This window comes from Streptomyces sp. NBC_01485 (genome assembly GCF_036227125.1).
GTDB lineage: Bacteria > Actinomycetota > Actinomycetes > Streptomycetales > Streptomycetaceae > Streptomyces.
The window spans coordinates 8,912,885-8,929,533 of sequence record NZ_CP109435.1; the positions used below are offsets into that span (position 1 = coordinate 8,912,885).

Sequence of the window (16,649 nt, forward strand, 5' to 3'; positions counted from 1 at the left end):
GATGTGCCAGTACATGAAAGAACGGTGCCAGTGCCATGAACAACCTTCGACGCAAAGTGACCATAGCCGCCCTTACCGCGAGCGCCGTCCTCGGCGGTCTGGCGCTCCCCGCGACGGCCAGCGCCGACGGGCAACCGGCCGTGCAGATCATGGTCTGCAACGACACCTCCGCCCGCATGGAATTCTGGGTCAAGGGCTACAACCAGTTCGGCGACTGGGACGACTCGCCGGTGTGGACGGCCAACTCCGCCACCTGCGCCACGGGCTGGAACTTCTGGTGGAAGAAGAACGCGTCGGTGGAGCTCCACTACAAGATCGGCAACGGCGCATGGACCTGGAAGGCGGTGTACATCCCGCGGACGAACGACTCGCGGGCGATGATCCGTGTGCCGTAGGCCCGGCCGACGCCGGCCCATGGCGGCAGGCTCCGGACGGGCATGAGGCGGTGGCTGAGGGGCATGACGTTCCCTCGGCCGCCGCCTCATGCCGTGCGGCGGCAGTCCGGCGGCGGTCCGGCGCCTCCCGCGTGGACCACTCCATGGAACGCTGGACGGCCGCCCGGGTCCGGCGCCGGACCCAGAGCCTGGTCGTCGCCGCTCACCTTGGTCCTGGTCGGGGCACTGGCCGCGTGCCGGCTCGCCTGGCAGCAGAACCGCGCGGCCGACCGGTAACGCACCCGTGCCGCCGCCCTCGCCGACCAGGCCCGGCGGACCGACCCCCGCACCGGCATGCTCCTCGGCGTCGCCGCCCGGCAGCCCGCCCCGCTCCCCGAAAGCCGCGCGCCCCTTCGGAAGCCGTCGCCCAACTCTGTGCCATGCCGGAACTACCCTGGCCGCTTCCGAATGGCGCACCTACGTCCCCGACGTGCCCTACCAGCGTCTTTGTGCCGCGCCCCTGGGAGCCGCTTCCGGCCCGACCTTCTGACCCGGCGATTTGATTTCCCCGGTGCAGCGATGGCGGAAGTCACGAAGCCGCCCCGAAATGTGGATAGTTTCGTATGTAATGTCCGAATTTGTCGCAGCGTGCTGGAGTTGTTCACCCCTCTGACCTGCATTGAATAACAACTCTGTGCGCCGGAGAGTTGCATCTCAGAGGCCGCCGCAGAACGCGCCCTTCGTCCACAAGTTCCCGTGTCGTCACCGGCATGTTCTTGAAGGAGTGTGTATTCCCCGATGCGTAAAAGAATTTCGCGTACAACGGTAAGGCGCGCCGTCGTGGCAGGGGCTGTGAGCCTCGCCTCGGTGCTGGGCCTCGTGTCGCCGGCGCATGCCGACACCAACATCAGAGGCACGGAGGGGTGGAACACCGACAAGATGCTGATGTCCCTCTGCAACGGTAGGACCGACTACAGCTGGTACACGATCAACGTGGACACCGGCCAGGTCCAGTGGGACTACGCGAAGGGCGGCCTCCGGGGCGGCGCGAGCGAGAACAAGCTGTGGCACCCCAAGGAGCGCTTCGAGGGCTGGTGCACCTACCCGCAGGCGTCCAGCTGGACCTGGACCGGTAATGAGACGAAGGTCAGCGACACCCTGGTCAACTGCAGTTCGGGCTCGCAGCTGAGCCAGGCCATGCAGGTGAACGGCACCACGACCACCACCACGTCCAACAGCGTCGGCGGCCAGTTCGGCGTCGAGTGGAACGTCATCGAGAAGGTCCTGGGCCTCCAGGCCGCCGTCAACTACAGCCACACCTGGTCCTACGCCAACGCCAAGGGCTGGTCCACGACCACGACCCTCACGGTGCCCCAGCGGCGGGTGGGCTGGCTCACGATGCGCCCGGAGATGCGCACGGTGCGCAGCAACCCGGTCTTCCACATCAAGAAGTACACCTATGAAAACGCCCAAGGCATCAAGATCAACATCAAGACCTACCGAGGCCGTGGTTACGCGGACATCAAGTCCCAGGGCGCCTTCTACGACGCCAAGGCCAACATCCTCGACAGCAATGGCAAGCCGAAGGGCCAGTACGTCGCCCGTGACCGCGCGGTGAACGGCTCCGACCACTGCTAGCAGGTGCGGTGCTGGCCGACGGCCGGCCGGCCCCGCACGGCGCTTCAGCCCCTCAAGGCCCGCCCCTCCGGGAACGGGCCTTGAGGTGTGTACGGCCGCGTCGAACCCGGACGAGCCGGGTCGGCGCCGTCAGCTCGTCGGGCATGTCCGCAGTCGAACCACTCGCGGCACTCGCGAAGGACGATCCGTGTGCCGCAGGCCCGGCCGGCGTCGGCCCGTGGCGGCAGGTCCCGGATGGGTGTGAGGCGGCGGCCGAGGGGGATGGTGTTCCCTCGGCCGCCGCCTCATGCCGTGGGTCGGCGGTCCGGCGCCCCGTGCCGCGATCGCCGGTTCCGCGGATGCAGTGCACAGCGTGTGGGCCGACGACCGGCAGCGGAAGCCGCGTGCCGACGAGCCCGACGGCACCCGTATTCCGCCATCCCCTGGCCGACGGGCCGGTCACCGCTCTCGCCTGGGGTCCCGGCGCCCCGACGCTGCGCTACCTGACGGGAAGCACGGCCGGCTCTCTCGACCTCGCGGCTCCTCTGACGTCCTGGTGGCGCGACCTGCCGCCGGACCAGGAGACGCTCAGTCCGGACGGCCGCCTGCCGGCCACCGCGCAGCGGTCCGGGGGCGGCTACCGTCGCTCTCTCGGAAGTCGTCGCCCAGCTCTGCGCCCGTGCCGGAACATCTCTGACCGCCTCCGAATGGCACACGTACCTCCCCGACGTGCCTTACCGGCGCCTCTGCGCCGCGCCCCTGGGAGCCGCTTCCGGCCCGACCTCCTGACCCGGCGATTTGATTTGCCCGGTTGATTTACTCGGTTGATTTACTCGGCGGACGGTGGCGGATTCGTGGGTTCCGGGTGCGTCGTATTCATGGGCGGTGTTCCGGACAGTCGTATCGCCCGTACGCGGCCCATATATGGCCTGTGCTAGAAGGCGACCGGTGCAGCGGTGGCGGATGCCCCGAAGCCGCCCCAAAACGTGGGTGGTTTGGCGCGCTATGTCCGATTTGTTGCATCATCCTGGAGTTGTTTGCCCCTCTGACCTGCATTGAATAACAACTCTGTGCGCCGGAGAGTTGCATCTCAGAGGCCGCAGCAGAACGCGCCCTTCGTCCACAAGTTCCCGTGTCGTCACCGGCATGTTCTTGAAGGAGTGTGTATTCCCCGATGCGTAAAAGAATTTCGCGTACAACGGTAAGGCGCGCCGTCGTGGCAGGGGCCGTGAGCCTCGCCTCGGTGCTGGGTCTCGTGTCGCCGGCGCATGCCGACACCAACATCAGAGGCACGGAGGGGTGGAACACCGACAAGATGCTGATGTCCCTCTGCAACGGTAGGACCGACTACAGCTGGTACACGATCAACGTGGACACCGGCCAGGTCCAGTGGGACTACGCGAAGGGCGGCCTCCGGGGCGGCGCGAGCGAGAACAAGCTGTGGCACCCCAAGGAGCGCTTCGAGGGCTGGTGCACCTACCCGCAGGCGTCCAGCTGGACCTGGACCGGTAATGAGACGAAGGTCAGCGACACCCTGGTCAACTGCAGTTCGGGCTCGCAGCTGAGCCAGGCCATGCAGACGAACGGCACCACGACCACCACCACGGCCAACAGCGTCGGCGGCCAGTTCGGCGTCGAGTGGAACGTCATCGAGAAGGTCCTGGGCCTCCAGGCCGCCGTCAAGTACGAGCACACCTGGTCCTACGCCAACGCCAAGGGCTGGTCCACGACCACGACCCTCACGGTGCCCCAGCGGCGGGTGGGCTGGCTCACGATGCGCCCGGAGATGCGCACGGTGCGCAGCAACCCGGTCTTCCACATCAAGAAGTACACCTATGAAAACGCCCAAGGCATCAAGATCAACGTCAACTCCTACCGAGGCCGTGGTTACGCGGACATCAAGTCCCAGGGCGCCTTCTACGACGCCAAGGCCAACATCCTCGACAGCAATGGCAAGCCGAAGGGCCAGTACGTCGCCCGTGACCGCGCGGTGAACGGCTCCGACCACTGCTAGCAGGTGCGGTGCCGGCCGACGGCCGGCCGGCCCCGCACGGCGCTTCAGCCCCTCAAGGCCCGCCCCTCCGGGAACGGGCCTTGAGGTGTGTACGGCCGCGTCGAACCCGAGGGCAGTCGTGATGATCACGACGTCAGGCACGGGAAGACGGTCACCATCGCGTGCGGCGAGCCGTCGGTGTCGTGCAGGGGACTGCCTGGCGGCGGGCCTCGTCGTCGGCCGCGAGCCGTGTGCCGCTACCCGTGCGCCGAATGCTGGCGAGCCGGGCCGGTGCCGTCATCTCGGAGTTGTTTGCCCATCTGACCTGCATTGAAAAACAACTCTGTGCGCTGGAAAGTCGCGTCTCAGAGGCCGCCGCAGAACGCGCCCTTCGTCCACAAGCTCCCGTGTCGTCGCCGACATGTTCTTGAAGGAGTGTGTATTCCCCGATGCGTAAAAGAATTTCGCGTACAACGGTAAGGCGCGCCGTCGTGGCAGGGGCCGTGAGCCTCGCCTCGGTGCTGGGCCTCGTGTCGCCGGCGCATGCCGCCACCAACCTCAGAGGCCAGGAGCCGTTCAACACCGACAAGCTGATCATGAGCCTCTGCACCGGTTCGACCGCGCGGTCCTGGTGGTTCATCAACGTGGACACCGGCCAGCTCACCAGGGACACCCTGCGCGGCAACTACCAGGCCCTACTGCCGCACCCCAAGGAGCGCTTCCAGGGCTGGTGCAGCTACCCGCAGGCGTCCAGCTGGACCTGGACCGGTAATGAGACGAAGGTCAGCGACACCCTGGTCAACTGCAGTTGGGGCTCGCAGCTGAGCCAGGCCATGCAGACGAACGGCACCACGACCTCCACCACGACCAACAGTGTCGGCGGCCAGTTCGGCGTCGAGTGGAACGTCATCAAGGACGTCCTGGGCCTCCAGGCCGCGGCCACCTACAGCCACACCTGGTCCTACGCGGACGCCAAGGGCTGGTCCACGACCACGACCCTCACCGTGCCCCAGAGGCGGGCGGGCTGGATGACCCTGCGCCCGGAGATGCGCACGGTGCGCAGCAACCCGGTCTTCCACGTCGAGAAGTACACCTATGGCACCACCAACGGCGGCACGTGGTCCGTCAAGACCTGGCGAGACCGTGGTTACGCGGACATCAAGTCCCAGGGCGCCTTCTATGACGCCAAGGCCAATGTCGTCGACAGCTCTGGCAAGCCGCGGGGCCAGTACGTCGCCCGTGACCGCGCGGTGAACAGCTCCGACCGCTGCTAGCAGGTGCGGTGCCGGCCGACGGCCGGGCGGCACCGCACGGCGTTTCAGCATCTCAAGGCCCGCTCCTCCGGGAGCGGGCCTTGAGGTGTGTATGGCCCGGATCCCCGACGACCTGGCCGTCATGGGCTTCGACGGACTCTCGCTCGGGGAACTCGTGGAGCCCGCCCCGACTACCGGAGCCGGTGTGATGCGAACGCGTGTGCCTGTGATCGCTGGTTGGCAAGGCCCGGAGGGGGAGAACCCGGCTACTGGCGGAGTGGGTCCCGCACCATCGTGGCGAAGACCGGCGAGTCGTCGAAGGGCTGCTGGCGGCCGATCTGCTTGTACCCCCAGGACTCATAAACGGCCTTGAGGCGCCCGTCGGAGAGAGCAGGATTGACCAGCAGGGTGACGCGCCGTTCCTGTCGCTGGGAGAGCAGTTCCTCGTGGAGGGCCCGGGCCGCGCCTTGGCCCTGGGCTCCCCGCCACGGTCTGCGGACGAGGATCTCGTTGAGGGCGAGGGTTCGCTCGCCGTCCTCGTTCACGTACTCGTCGGGGAGCGGTTCCTGTTCCGCGGACCACCACGCGGTGTTCTCGCCGAGCGGTACGGCGAAGACGTACCCGATCGGTTCCTCGCCGCGATACCCGACGACGGCCTCCCAGCCGGGGCGGGAGGAGTAGGCCGTCAGCCGTTCGTCGAACCGGTCGCGCCGGTAGAACGGCCGATCCATCAGACCGAACTCCCCACGCACCTCCACGTGGATGTCGAGGATGAGCTGCCGCACGAGGGCTACGTCGCCGGTCCTGCTATAGGTGATCGTGCCGTTCATGCGGCTGCCCTCCGGTGGTCGAGCCACGCGGTGGTTTCGGCGCTGCGTGGTGCCACGGTCGTGAGTCGGGTGGTGAAGTCGTTGAGGAGCATGCTCACTCGGCCGTTACCGGCCATCGCGGCGGGGACGTTCCGAGCTGCGGCAACGGCCGGCTCGATATCGCCCTGGCCGAGCTGGGCCAGGGCCAGGTTGGCGTACGTCAGGCCGCGGTTTCGCTCGAAGTCGGGCCGTAGGGCGGCGAGGCATCGGTGGGCGTGGCGCTCCGCGTCCTCCCACTTTCGGAGCCGCAGGTAGGCGAAGGTGGCCAGGCTGTCCAGCTCGGCCTGGTCGTAGAAGGCCATCCACGGCGGTCGGTGCGTCCCCTGGTTGGCACGGTCGTAGCAGGCCTGTGCGAGACCGATCGCGCGGAGGGCGCTGCGCTCGTCTCCCATGTCGGCGTGGAAGGTCGCGAGTCGTGCCATGGCCAGGGACGCGTACGCCGGGTCGCTGCGGGTAATGGATGTGGCCCGGGCTGCCTCGCCTGCGGCGATGGCGTCGGCGGGGCGGCCGAGGTGGCGGTACATGATCCCGGCGTGGCCCCATACCCGGAAGAGGACGTGCCGGTTGTTGGCCAGACCGGCGAGAGTGACGGCCTGGTTGAGGTACGGCTCTGCCTCGGTGAGGCGGCGTCCGTCGATCGCTGCCCACATGGCGCTCGCCGTGAACGCGGCCGCGACGCCGTACAGCTCTGACCGGATACGGCTGGACGCGGTGTGGGCGTTCTGCAGGCCCACTGTCTCCTCGGCCAGCGAGGCCGCGTGCCGTTGGAGGTCCTGCGTCCCCCCGTACTTGTTGTCCATGCTGACCACGGCCGCCAGCTTGGCGTTCATCCGGTCCACGTCGCCAGATCCCAGGCGGCGTTGCATGGCCGAAGGCGGCGTCAGTGACGCTCCGACGGCGGTGGCTGCGGCAAGGAAGGTGCGGCGATACAAGGGGTCGTCCTCGGTCGCTGGGGAAGGGCTTGGGGTCTTACTCCACCGGGGAGCAAAGCCTAACTCTGCGGCTGGGAGACCCGTGGCCTTCTCAAGCGCTGTCCTCAACAGGCTGTTGGGTGACCGGTGTTCGCCGCTGAGCAGCTTGAAGACGTGCCTCTCATGGACTGTTCCGCAACGGCCCGTCAGGCTCTCAATTTCTGTGTTGACCAGGGAGTCCCTCATGCCACACCCGAGCAGAGATGCCGGATCAAACCAGCCCCCTCGCCAGCGGCATCGTGACCACCCTGCGGACCGCGTGCACGGACACGCCCAGCGCCGCAGAAGGCGCGGTTCGGTGAACTCGGCCGGATCCCTCGTCCACCCGCTGCGCGGAGCAGACCGGGAGCGCCGGGCAGAGGCGGAGCGATGGCTGCTCCGCGCGGCCGAGTGTGCCTACGAGGCCGCGTGCGAGTGGGCGGAGCAGGGAGTCACGTTGCTGACCACCGGAGTCGTGTGGGACGTCGTACGGGCGCCGTACCGCCTCCTGGACCCCGCCTTCGACTGCCGCACTGGCTCGGACGCGCTCCGCCGGCGGCTGACGCGGGCTGGGGTGTCCGGCGCGGTGTTCTGCGACAGCTACCGTCCGGCCCTGTACTTCCTGGTGCCGCCGGACACGGATCGAAAGTGGCCGAACACGCTGGCCGCAGCCGGGGTGCAGTGCTTCGGAGGCTCCCGGCCCTACGTCCACCACGTGGGAGTGCCGAGCCTCGGCCGCGCCCTGCCGCCCGGCCCGTACTGGCTGCTGTCTCCGGACAACGGTGGCATCCGGCACGTCGACCCGGAGCACCTGTACCGCAGCCTGTGCGCGTACCACGACGCCCAGCTCGCCGATGGGACGAAGCCGGGCGCTTCCTGACCGGTGCCGGCCGCGCGCTGCTCCCGTCAGTCGCGCGCGTGGTCGGCACCCCCCAACCATCCGCCACATCATCACGGAGAGACGCCATGACCTCACCCCTCACCCAGTCCGTCGTGCCAGGCGTGCAGATCGATGCCGAGCGGATCCGCGAAACGTGCGTGAGGGTCATTTGGGAGCCTTTGCCGCCGTCGGACGAGGAGCGCACTCGCCTCGTCGGCCATCTGCGCGGGCACATTCAGCTCCTGCTGCCCGAGGTCGTGGTGCGGTTGCCGAACCTGCGCGGCAAGTGGCCGAAGACTGCCGACTACGTCATCTCCCGTGCCCGGGCCGCCCTGGACACGGATATCGCGCAGTTGCGGAGCACCTGCCGTATGCAGTCCATGGCGACTTGGTGCCACTCACTCCTCATCCTGCACGAGCAGCCTGTAGCCGACGCGCCGTCCCCGGCCGAGCGCTGACCACGTGCAGGACGGACTCCCGGCGCGGAGCGGTGGCCGCGACCGGGAGTCAGCGGCGCGACGGGACGGCACTCATCGCGGTGTGGACGAGCCAGCCCGCCGCCGCACCGACCGCGTACCAGAGCAGGTCCGGCGGATTGAAGGTGGAGCCGAGCACGAGGCGGCCGACGGCGCTGCGCCGGGACAGCTCCGCAGGCACGTCGCTGAGCTGAAGGAACTCGACCGCCCAACTGAGGGCCAGCGCGCTCGCGGCGGCCGTCAGGGGCGTCGCCCGTGGTGCCACCAGAACGACGAGGGTCAGAAGCAGGACGGTGTACAGCGCGTCCCCGCCGTACTTGGCCACGCTCCCCGCGGCCACCGCCCGCAGTCCCAGCCCCACGCCGACGGTCACCACCGCGGCCCCGGCCGCCACCAGCCGGATCCGTGTGGCGGGCTGGGCGGCGCGGTCTTGGGGCGGGGAGATGAGGGGCACGGGGACATACTGCCGGACGGGACGGACGTCCGGTGATCGTCTTTCCCTTACACAGTATGGGTGAATGAGCCGACTGTTCCGTTCGGGGCCGCTGGTGAGTCCTTACGGTCTCTGAGTGGATCAGGGGGCTGAAGGGGAGGCCCCGCGGGAGGGGGGACCGGTTTGAAAGGCGCACCTGATGGTGGGGTTGGGGAAGTCGCCGGACGTGCTCAGGGTTCGGGCCTGGGGTGCGGTGGGCGTGGCATGTCTCGTGGGAACGGCGCTGACCTTCGGCGGGCCGTGGGCGGCCGGGGGTGCGGCGGCGCGGATGGCGGCTTTCGGGCCGTCCGTCGGCTGCTGGGGGTTGGCGGCCTCGCTGATCCTCCGGGCGTGGGGGACGAGCGGACGGGTGCGGACGCGTCTGCTGCTCCTGGGGACTTCGGCGGCGGCCGGGGGTGTGTACCGGGGGGCGGCCAACGTGCTTTCGGCTCACCCTCCTGTCTCGGGATGGGACGCGCCCCCGCTGCTCGGACCGGTGGTGGTCACCGGCGTGACGCTGGCGGTCGGCCTCGGGATGGCCGGTCTGGTGGTCGCGGCCGACGCCGGTACGGGCCGGCACGTGGTGCTGCGGCGGGTGCTGGACGGGATCGTCGCGTCCGGGGCCGTGTTCCTGACGGGATGGGTGCTGCTGAGGGGGCCGGTGACGGCTGAGGGCTGGCGGCCGGGGACGGGGATGATCGGTGTCCTGTGGACCGCGGAGGTCGTGTTCCTCGGTTTCCTGTTCGCCCTGCGCCGACTCGTACGCAGCGATCAGCGAGCCACGTTGTGGGTCGGGATCGGCGGGCTGTCCCTCACGCTGGTCGGCGACACCCTGCGCCTGTGGACGGCCGGCCCGCACGGCCCCGAGGCGATGGCGTCCTGTCCGCTGGCCGACGCCTGCGACACCGCGGGACTGCTGGTGGTCGCCGTCGGCCCCTGGGTGCCCGGCGGGACGAGCATCCTGGGCACTGCTCGGCCGGCGTTGAGATGGGGGACGGAGGGTGCGGCGGCGTTCGTTCCCCTGACGGTCTGCACGGTCACGGCGCTGGGATACGTACTGTCTCCGCCGGCCCGTGACCCGGTGCCGCTGCTGATCGGCGGGACGGCACTGCTGAGCCTCTGGGCCCGCCAGACGTTCCTGCCGAGCGAGAAACCCGGAAACGATGGACTCCGAGTGGAACCGGAGCGGGAGGTGAGGCGTTCTCGTCGGTGAGCGAACCGGGTCGGGTCGGGTCGGCCCGGCCGCCCGCCGACGAGAGGGACGGGGCCGACGTGGCGAGTGACAAGGCGCGGAAACTGTTCGAGGCGCTCGACCTCGACGAGAACGGGACCCTGACCCGCGAAGAGGTGATCACCGCCCTGCGGACGAGGGGCCCGTCCCTCGCCGCGTCGGGGGACCTGCCGTTCTGGGGTGTGGTGGACGCCGACGCCTCCTCCGCGCTCTTCGACGCCGCCGGCCAGAACGGGGACTCGGTACTGACCCTGGAGGAGTTCGCGGCGGTGGTGGACCGCCGATTCGGCTGGCGCTGAGAAACAGGCCGGCGTTGACGATCAGGCCGGTGCCGAGAACAGGTCAGCGTACGGACGCACAGCGATCCGCCGGGTCAGCGCCGCCCACGCAGCTTGCCGATCAGTTGCTGGAGCTGACTCCGACGGCGAGGGTCGGCGGCGGCGCGGCGGGCCTGCTCCATGGCGCGCTGCCCCTGCGGACTCCGGCTGAACTGCTTGAGCTTCTCCAGCATCCCTGGCATGACTGCCCTCCTGATCGGTCGATGACGAGGCCGGTACGGAAGGCCTGTGTACAGTCTCGCCTACCCAGGCCTCGCCGCATCACCCCTGCCCGGCCCCCGACTGCGGAGCACGTGCGTGATGAGCCGGGCGAGCAGACGGGTGCGGGGGAGCGTCTGGGCGACCTCGACGTACTCGGTGTCCGCGTGCGCGCCGCTCCCCACGGCGCCCAGGCCGTCCAGCGTCGGACAGCCCATCGCCGCGGTGAAGTTGCCGTCCGAGGCGCCGCCGACGGCGTTCCCCCGCAGCGGCTCCTGGCCCAGTTCCACGGCGAGCCGGGAGGCGAGGGCGAACAGTTCGGCGGAGGACTCCGGTTCCATGGGCGGTCGTCGGCTGCCGCCCAGCACCTCCAGCAGGGCTCCCGGCGTACGAGCGGTGAGCCCCCGCATGAACTCGTCGATCAAGGCCTGCGCCGCCCGGGTCGGCACGCGCACGTCCACCGACACCCGGGCCAGCGCGGGCACCGTGTTGCACGCGGGGCACGGCGGGCTGCTGCACATGGGCGCGTTCGCCACCGCCGACATCTCGCTGGTGCCCACCGCCCTGCGGGCGCTCCAGCACGACAGGCCGGACGTCGACGTCGTCGCGGTCGAGGGCTCGACCGGCACGCTGATGGCGCGTCTCGCGGACGGGGCGCTGGACCTCGCCGTCGTCAGCGACTACCCGTCCGGTCTGCCGTCGGCAGAGGGAGTCACGACGGCCGTGCTGTGCGAGGACGAGTAGCTCGTCGCACTCCCGCGCGGACACCGCCTGGCCGTAAGCGTGTTGGCAGCAGACACGGAAGCACCGACGACGCCGCCAACTTCCGCTGCTCCGGCAAGTGACGCACGCCCATCGACCGAGTCCTCACCTGGCCGACCGCGACAGGACGCCGGGTCAGGCCAGGCCGGGTCAGGCCGAGTTGGCCGGGACAGGGGCGATGTTCGCGTGGTTGGTGAGGAGGGGAGGCCACCCCGGGCGTGGCGCAGCGGGAGCCGAGCGGACGCGTGGGGGCCAGTGCTCTGGGGACAGGATGCCGAGGGTGTAGGCGCGGGCCACCAGGGCGGAGCGGTTGGGGGCCTTCAGGGTGCGGAGCATGTTGCTGATGTGGTACTCGACGCCGCGACTGCTGAGGCCGAGCCGGGAGGCCAGCTGTTGCGTGGACAGGCCGGAGGCCAGCCCTTCGAGGATGTGCGCGGGAATCTCGGTGAGTGCCACGGGCGCCGGAAGCGGCATCCTCGGGTTTCCGTTGACCGCGTCCCGGAAGACGACCGCGGCCGCCGTGCAGTGGGTGCACTGGAGGTGAACGGCCGATACGAGGCTCGCACAGGTGACGAGGCAGTCGACGGTCTCGCCCTTCCCGTCCACCATGGTCAGCGGAACGCTGAAGGCGAGCGGTCTGCCCCGGAGAAGCTGGGCGAAACGGTCCCGCAGACAAGCCCGGCCCGCCTCGTGGAAGAACTGGGGGAAGGATGCGCCGAGGGCGGTGTCGCAGGTGTGGCCGAAGTTCTCGCGGAACACGTCGTCCGCCACCGTGACGCGGCACTCGTCGTCGACGTGGACCAGACCCAGCAAGTCGGAGCTGTCTTCCGCGGCGGTGGGCATCGGACGTATCGGTGTCGGTGCCGCGCCATGACTCGGGAGGGTGGCGGAGGGCCTGCCGTGGGGGGTGGTAGGCAAGGGGGCTTCACTTTCGGGGGGACGGAGGGCGCTCCTTCTTCCGTGACCGGGTGAAAGGTGAAAGACGGGGCGCCGGTTCACGGAAGCCGCTCGGGAGAGCCGCCCCGGCCGGGAAGCGGCACTGGCCGAACCGTGATGGGTGAGGGGGTGCGGGGGGTCGAAGAACGGCGCCAGTCCGGAACATGGCCCCGTTCAGCCGGTGTTGTGGGCCAGTTTGCCTTGTCCGAGCGGTCATCGGGAAAGGTCGTCCGCCGAGGCCCGGTGATCTTGATCATATGTTTCCTGCGCCGTGGCCGAAAACAGGCGTGAGCCCCTCCGGTCGGACCGGAGGGGCTCGGCGCCCACTCGTGTCAGTACCTCGATGTGCGGTGGGAGGGTACGGGAATCACCAGGTCACCGGCAGGGTCTCCGGGCCGCGGACGAGCTTCACCTTCGAGAACTCGATCTGCTCCGGAGGGATCGCGCACTCCAGGGCCGGGAATCGCTCCAGCAGGGTGCCGAGCGCCACCTGGAGCTCCAGCCGGGCCAGTTGGGCGCCGACGCAGTGGTGCGGGCCGTAGCCGAAGATGAGATGCGGGTTGTGCTCCCGGTGGAAGTCCAGCTCCTCGGGGCGGTCGAAGACCTCCGGGTCCCGGTTCGCGGTGTGCAGTTCCGCGAGTATCGCCTCGCCCTTGCGGACGACGACGCCGCTGAGTTCGACGTCCTCGGTGGCGATCCGTACGAAGCCGCCGTGCAGGCCGAGCGGCACCATGCGCAGCAGCTCCTCCACGGCGGAGGGCACGAGGGCCGGGTCGGCGCGCAGCTCCGCGAGGTGCGCGGGGTGCTGGAACAGGGTGGCGGCGAAGTTGGCGATCTGGTTCGCGGTGGTCTCGAACCCGCCCAGCAGCAGTGCGAGTCCGAAGTCGACGAGCTCCGCCTCGGTGAGCCGGTCCCCGTCGTCACGGGCCTGCACGAGGGTGCCGAGCACGTCGTCGGTCGGCTCGCGCCGGCGCTCGGCGACCAGCGCGCTCACATACGAGTGCAGGCTGATGAAGGCCGACTGGATCTCCTCACCGGACGCCATGCCGAAGATGGTGTCGGACCAGCGGCGGAACTCGGAGTGGTCGGGCGCCGGCACGCCGAGCATCTCGCAGATGACGCTGATGGGCAGCGGCCGGGCCAGCGCCTGCACCAGGTCCGCGGGCTTGCCCTGTGCCTCCATCGCGTCCAGCAGCCCGTGCGTGATCTCGGTGACCCGGGGCCGCAGCCGCTCGATGTGCCGTGCCGTGAAGGCCTTGGCGACCAGTTTGCGAAGCCTGGTGTGCTCCGGCGGGTCCATGCTCAGGATGGAGGTGTCCTGGCTGACCACGGGGGTCACCCGTGGCACGTCCGCTCCCACGGTCGCCGCCCTGCTGAAGCGGGTGTCGGACAGTACGGTCTTGACGTCGCCGTAGCGTGTCACCAGCCAGGCGTCACCGCCGTAGGCCATCCGGATCCGGGCCAGCGGCTGTTCGCGCTGGAGTGTGGCGTACAGCGGCGGAAAGACCAGACCGTCGGGTTCGCCGAACGGCAGGGAATGGGATGTGCTGGACGTTTCCATGGCTCTGATCTCCTTGGCGTGCTTCGAAAGGACGGGTGTTCAGAAAGTGACGGGGAGGCTGCGGACACCCCGGACCAGCAGTCCGGGAATCCATTCGTGCTTCTCGGGGTCGCCGTCCAGGGCCAGCCCGGGAGCGCGCTCCAGCAGCGACCGGAGGGCGATACGGGCCTCCAGCCGGGCGAGCGGGGCGCCCAGGCAGTGGTGGATGCCGTGGCCGAACGAGAGGTGGCCCCCGGCCGGGCGGTGGATGTCGAAGCGGTCGGGGTCGGCGAACCGCCGCTCGTCCCGGTTGACGGCGGGCAGGGAGATCTTCACCAGCGACCCGGCTTCGATGGTGACGGGGCCGACCTCGATCGCCTCGACGGCGACCCGGAACGTGGTCGCCTCGACGGGTCCCTCGTAGCGCATCACCTCGTCGACCGCGTTGTCCAGGAGCGAGAAGTCGGCCCGCAGCTCCGCCAGTTGACCCGGGTTCAGCAGCAGGGTCCGTACCGCGTTGCTGATCAGATGGGCCGTGGTCTCGAAACCGGCGAGGATCAACAGGAAGACCAGGGAGATCAGTTCACCGGGGGTGAGCCGGTCGTCCTGCTCCGCCGGGGGGTCGAGCAGCGCGCTGATCAGGTCGTCGCCCGGGGCCCGGCCCTTCTCGGCGACCAACTCCGCGATGTACGCCCCGAGTTCGGCGAAGGCCGTGGCCATCGCGCTCTCACTGTCCGGTGCCGTCATGCTCGCCGTCCACGCGCGGAACCTGTCGCGGTCCGCGGCGGGCACGCCGAGCAGCTCGCAGATGACGACGGCCGGCAGCGGCAGCGCGAACGCGTCCACGAGGTCGCCGCGCCCGGCCGGCAGCATCGCGTCGAGCAGCTCGTCCGCGATCCGCTGGACGCCCGCCCGCATCTCCTCGGCGCGCGCGGCGGTGAACTCCCGCTCGACCAGCGCCCGCAGCCGGGTGTGGTCGGGCGGGTCCATGGTGAGCAGATGACGGGCGACGGCGTCGTCCGAACTCGGCGCTCCGGCCTTGGCGGGGTCCTTGCTCAGCCGGGGGTCCGCGAGGGCGGCCCGCGCCTCCTCGTGGCCCACGATCAGCCACTGCTCCCCGAGTTCCGCACTGCGGACCCGGTGCACCGGACCCCGCGCACGGAGCCCGGAATAGAACGGATAGGGATCGGAGACGAATCCCTCGCCCTGGCGGTCGAGATCGATCACCGACTCGTCCGCCGATGCGTTGGCCGACGTGTTCGCCGACTCGTTCAGGGAGTCACTCATGAATGTCCTGTCCAAGGGAGGATGAAGATACGGAAGGCCGGGTGAGAAGGGGCGGGAGGCCCGCCGCCCGGTGCTCCTGCGCGGTGAGCGGCGGAGCGGTGAGCGGCGGCAGATGGGCGCCGCCGGCCAGGACCGCGCGGACGTCGGGGGCCTGGAGCCGGTCCGGGGGGCCCGCCAGCGTGCTCACCTCAAGGGCGGCGGCGCTCACCAGCGGGTCGTTGACCGTGAACGTGCCGACCAGGTCGGCGGCTCGCTGATGCTCCTCGGCGTACCGCCCCAGCCGGGGGTCCTGGGTGTCGCTGCGGCAGTCCGGGTAGCGGATGTCCTGCGAGGTGGCCAGCGACCAGGGCGTGTCCACCACCGCGCCCAGCGTCCGCTGCACCGCCTGGGCCAGTCCCGGCGCGAGGCCGTGCCCGTCCAGTGCCCGGTCCAGCTCCCGGGCGCTGAGCGCCGCGGAGCTGATGCCGTGGCCGTAGACCGGGTTGAACGCGGCCAGTGCGTCGCCCAGGACCACCAGCCCCTCCGGCCACCGCGCGAGCCGGTCGTAGAACAGGCGACGGTTGGCGGTGCTGCGGGAGGAGTGCACCGGGGTGAGCGGTTCCAGGCCGGCCACGAGGTCGGCGATCAGGGGGTGCCGCAGGGTCCGCAGGAAGGCGTCGAAGCCTTCCGGCGTAACCGGGGGTTCGGAGCCCCGGGTGCCGGAGAGGGTGACCATCCAGCGGCCCTCCTCGATGGGCAGCAGCATGCCGTTGCGGCCCGGGACCCCGGCCCGGTGGTCGGCGTACAGACTGACCAGCGGGAACGCGCCCACCCCCGCGGGCGCCCGGTAGACGCGGGTGGCGTAGGCCATCCCGGCGTCGATGACGTCCTCGCGCACCGGCGGCAGGCCCAGCTCGGTGAGCCAGCGCTTCAACGGTGAGCCCCGCCCGGTCGCGTCGACCACCAGGTCGGCCTCCACCACGGCCGGTGCACCGCCCCGCTGCCGGGGCCGCACCGTCACCCCGGTGATCCGCCCGGCGTCACCGCACAGACCGACCAGGTCGGTCTCCTCCCGCACGGTGATCCGGGACTCGCGCAGCGCCGCCTCCCGGATCAGCCAGTCCAGCAGCGAACGGCTGGCGGCGATCATGGACTGAGTGGCCGGGAACCGGTGCTGCCAGCCGTACGCCGTCAACGAGACCATCTGCTCGGGCAGCGAGATCCGGTGCGCACCGGCCGCAAGCAGCGCCTCGACGGTGCCGGGCAGCAGCGACTCGACGACCTGCCCGCCGCCGGACCACAGCACATGGGAGTGACGGGCCTGCGGCACGCCCCGGCGCTGCTCGGGCCCCTGCGGCAGCCGGTCCCGGTCGAACACGGTCACCCGGTCGACATGGCGGGCGAGCACGGTGGCGGCGAGCATCCCGGCGCTTCCGGCGCCGAGCACGACGGCGCTGGTGGCGGCCGTGGGAGAGGGAGAGTCGGACACGGTTG

17 protein-coding genes and 1 pseudogene are annotated in these 16,649 nt (G+C 70.0%); 9 read left to right on the forward strand and 9 right to left on the reverse strand.

The features are described from left to right. Positions 1 to 35 precede the first annotated feature (35 nt). From OG352_RS38960 to OG352_RS38975, 4 genes are all read left to right on the forward strand, one after another. Positions 36 to 395: a hypothetical protein gene (locus OG352_RS38960; RefSeq protein WP_329223467.1), complete on the forward strand. Its 360-nt coding sequence runs from the start codon at positions 36 to 38 to the stop codon at positions 393 to 395. A gap of 819 nt (positions 396 to 1,214) precedes the next feature. Continuing rightward, entirely contained in the window at positions 1,215 to 2,012 is a 798-nt protein-coding gene (locus tag OG352_RS38965; protein WP_329223468.1) for a hypothetical protein, read from the forward strand. 1,195 nt (positions 2,013 to 3,207) lie between these two features. After that, positions 3,208 to 4,005 carry a hypothetical protein gene (locus OG352_RS38970; RefSeq protein ID WP_329223469.1) on the forward strand — a complete coding sequence of 266 codons (798 nt, stop codon included), beginning with the start codon at positions 3,208 to 3,210 and terminating at the stop codon, positions 4,003 to 4,005. A gap of 470 nt (positions 4,006 to 4,475) precedes the next feature. Then, complete coding sequence (locus OG352_RS38975) at positions 4,476 to 5,258, forward strand: hypothetical protein (protein ID WP_329223470.1); 783 nt, start codon at positions 4,476 to 4,478, stop codon at positions 5,256 to 5,258. A 245-nt stretch (positions 5,259 to 5,503) separates the two neighbouring features. On the opposite strand, the gene OG352_RS38980 is transcribed toward OG352_RS38975, so the two are convergent. Together OG352_RS38980 and OG352_RS38985 are read right to left on the reverse strand one after the other, a co-directional pair. After that, positions 5,504 to 6,067 (reverse strand): N-acetyltransferase, encoded by a 564-nt coding sequence (locus OG352_RS38980; protein ID WP_329223471.1) that lies wholly within the window; start codon positions 6,065 to 6,067, stop codon positions 5,504 to 5,506. Continuing rightward, entirely contained in the window at positions 6,064 to 6,945 is an 882-nt protein-coding gene (locus tag OG352_RS38985; RefSeq protein WP_329223473.1) for a Tat pathway signal protein, read from the reverse strand. The genes OG352_RS38980 and OG352_RS38985 overlap by 4 nt, the downstream gene beginning before the upstream one ends. Before the next feature lie 430 nt (positions 6,946 to 7,375). Here OG352_RS38985 and OG352_RS38990 point away from each other — a divergent pair, with 430 nt between their 5' ends. Continuing rightward, positions 7,376 to 7,936: a hypothetical protein gene (locus OG352_RS38990; protein WP_329223474.1), complete on the forward strand. Its 561-nt coding sequence runs from the start codon at positions 7,376 to 7,378 to the stop codon at positions 7,934 to 7,936. A gap of 86 nt (positions 7,937 to 8,022) precedes the next feature. Next, positions 8,023 to 8,394, forward strand: coding sequence for a DUF6415 family natural product biosynthesis protein (locus OG352_RS38995; RefSeq protein WP_329223475.1), 372 nt, complete (start codon positions 8,023 to 8,025; stop codon positions 8,392 to 8,394). A 49-nt stretch (positions 8,395 to 8,443) separates the two neighbouring features. On the opposite strand, the gene OG352_RS39000 is transcribed toward OG352_RS38995, so the two are convergent. Then, on the reverse strand, positions 8,444 to 8,866 hold the full coding sequence (locus tag OG352_RS39000) for a ribosomal maturation YjgA family protein (protein WP_443072462.1): 423 nt from the start codon (positions 8,864 to 8,866) through the stop codon (positions 8,444 to 8,446). Positions 8,867 to 9,104: 238 nt separating this feature from the next. Here OG352_RS39000 and OG352_RS39005 point away from each other — a divergent pair, with 238 nt between their 5' ends. Continuing rightward, positions 9,105 to 10,097 (forward strand): hypothetical protein, encoded by a 993-nt coding sequence (locus tag OG352_RS39005; protein ID WP_329223477.1) that lies wholly within the window; start codon positions 9,105 to 9,107, stop codon positions 10,095 to 10,097. A gap of 59 nt (positions 10,098 to 10,156) precedes the next feature. Further along, a complete protein-coding gene (locus OG352_RS39010; protein WP_329224166.1) occupies positions 10,157 to 10,414 on the forward strand; it encodes an EF-hand domain-containing protein in 258 nt (85 codons plus the stop codon). Positions 10,415 to 10,488: 74 nt separating this feature from the next. Here OG352_RS39010 and OG352_RS39015 read toward each other — a convergent pair whose 3' ends face one another. Together OG352_RS39015 and OG352_RS39020 are read right to left on the reverse strand one after the other, a co-directional pair. Further along, the gene (locus OG352_RS39015) at positions 10,489 to 10,635 is read right to left on the reverse strand and encodes a hypothetical protein (RefSeq protein WP_329223478.1); all 147 of its coding nucleotides are present in this window, start codon (positions 10,633 to 10,635) and stop codon (positions 10,489 to 10,491) included. A 60-nt stretch (positions 10,636 to 10,695) separates the two neighbouring features. Continuing rightward, entirely contained in the window at positions 10,696 to 11,076 is a 381-nt protein-coding gene (locus tag OG352_RS39020; protein WP_329223479.1) for a M20/M25/M40 family metallo-hydrolase, read from the reverse strand. A 58-nt stretch (positions 11,077 to 11,134) separates the two neighbouring features. Between OG352_RS39020 and OG352_RS39025 the strand changes: the two are divergent. Next, positions 11,135 to 11,392 (forward strand): annotated as a pseudogene (locus OG352_RS39025) (LysR substrate-binding domain-containing protein); the annotation flags it as partial. 171 nt (positions 11,393 to 11,563) lie between these two features. Here OG352_RS39025 and OG352_RS39030 read toward each other — a convergent pair. The 4 genes from OG352_RS39030 to OG352_RS39045 all read right to left on the reverse strand — a co-directional run bounded on the left by OG352_RS39030 (position 11,564) and on the right by OG352_RS39045 (position 16,644). Beyond that, positions 11,564 to 12,256 (reverse strand): helix-turn-helix transcriptional regulator, encoded by a 693-nt coding sequence (locus tag OG352_RS39030; RefSeq protein WP_329223480.1) that lies wholly within the window; start codon positions 12,254 to 12,256, stop codon positions 11,564 to 11,566. 460 nt (positions 12,257 to 12,716) lie between these two features. Further along, a complete protein-coding gene (locus OG352_RS39035; protein WP_329223482.1) occupies positions 12,717 to 13,910 on the reverse strand; it encodes a cytochrome P450 in 1,194 nt (397 codons plus the stop codon). A 39-nt stretch (positions 13,911 to 13,949) separates the two neighbouring features. Continuing rightward, positions 13,950 to 15,176, reverse strand: a complete 1,227-nt coding sequence (locus tag OG352_RS39040; RefSeq protein ID WP_329223484.1) for a cytochrome P450 family protein — start codon at positions 15,174 to 15,176, stop codon at positions 13,950 to 13,952. Further along, positions 15,169 to 16,644, reverse strand: a complete 1,476-nt coding sequence (locus OG352_RS39045; RefSeq protein WP_329223485.1) for an NAD(P)/FAD-dependent oxidoreductase — start codon at positions 16,642 to 16,644, stop codon at positions 15,169 to 15,171. Before OG352_RS39045 ends, OG352_RS39040 begins: the two co-directional genes overlap by 8 nt. Positions 16,645 to 16,649 lie beyond the last annotated feature (5 nt).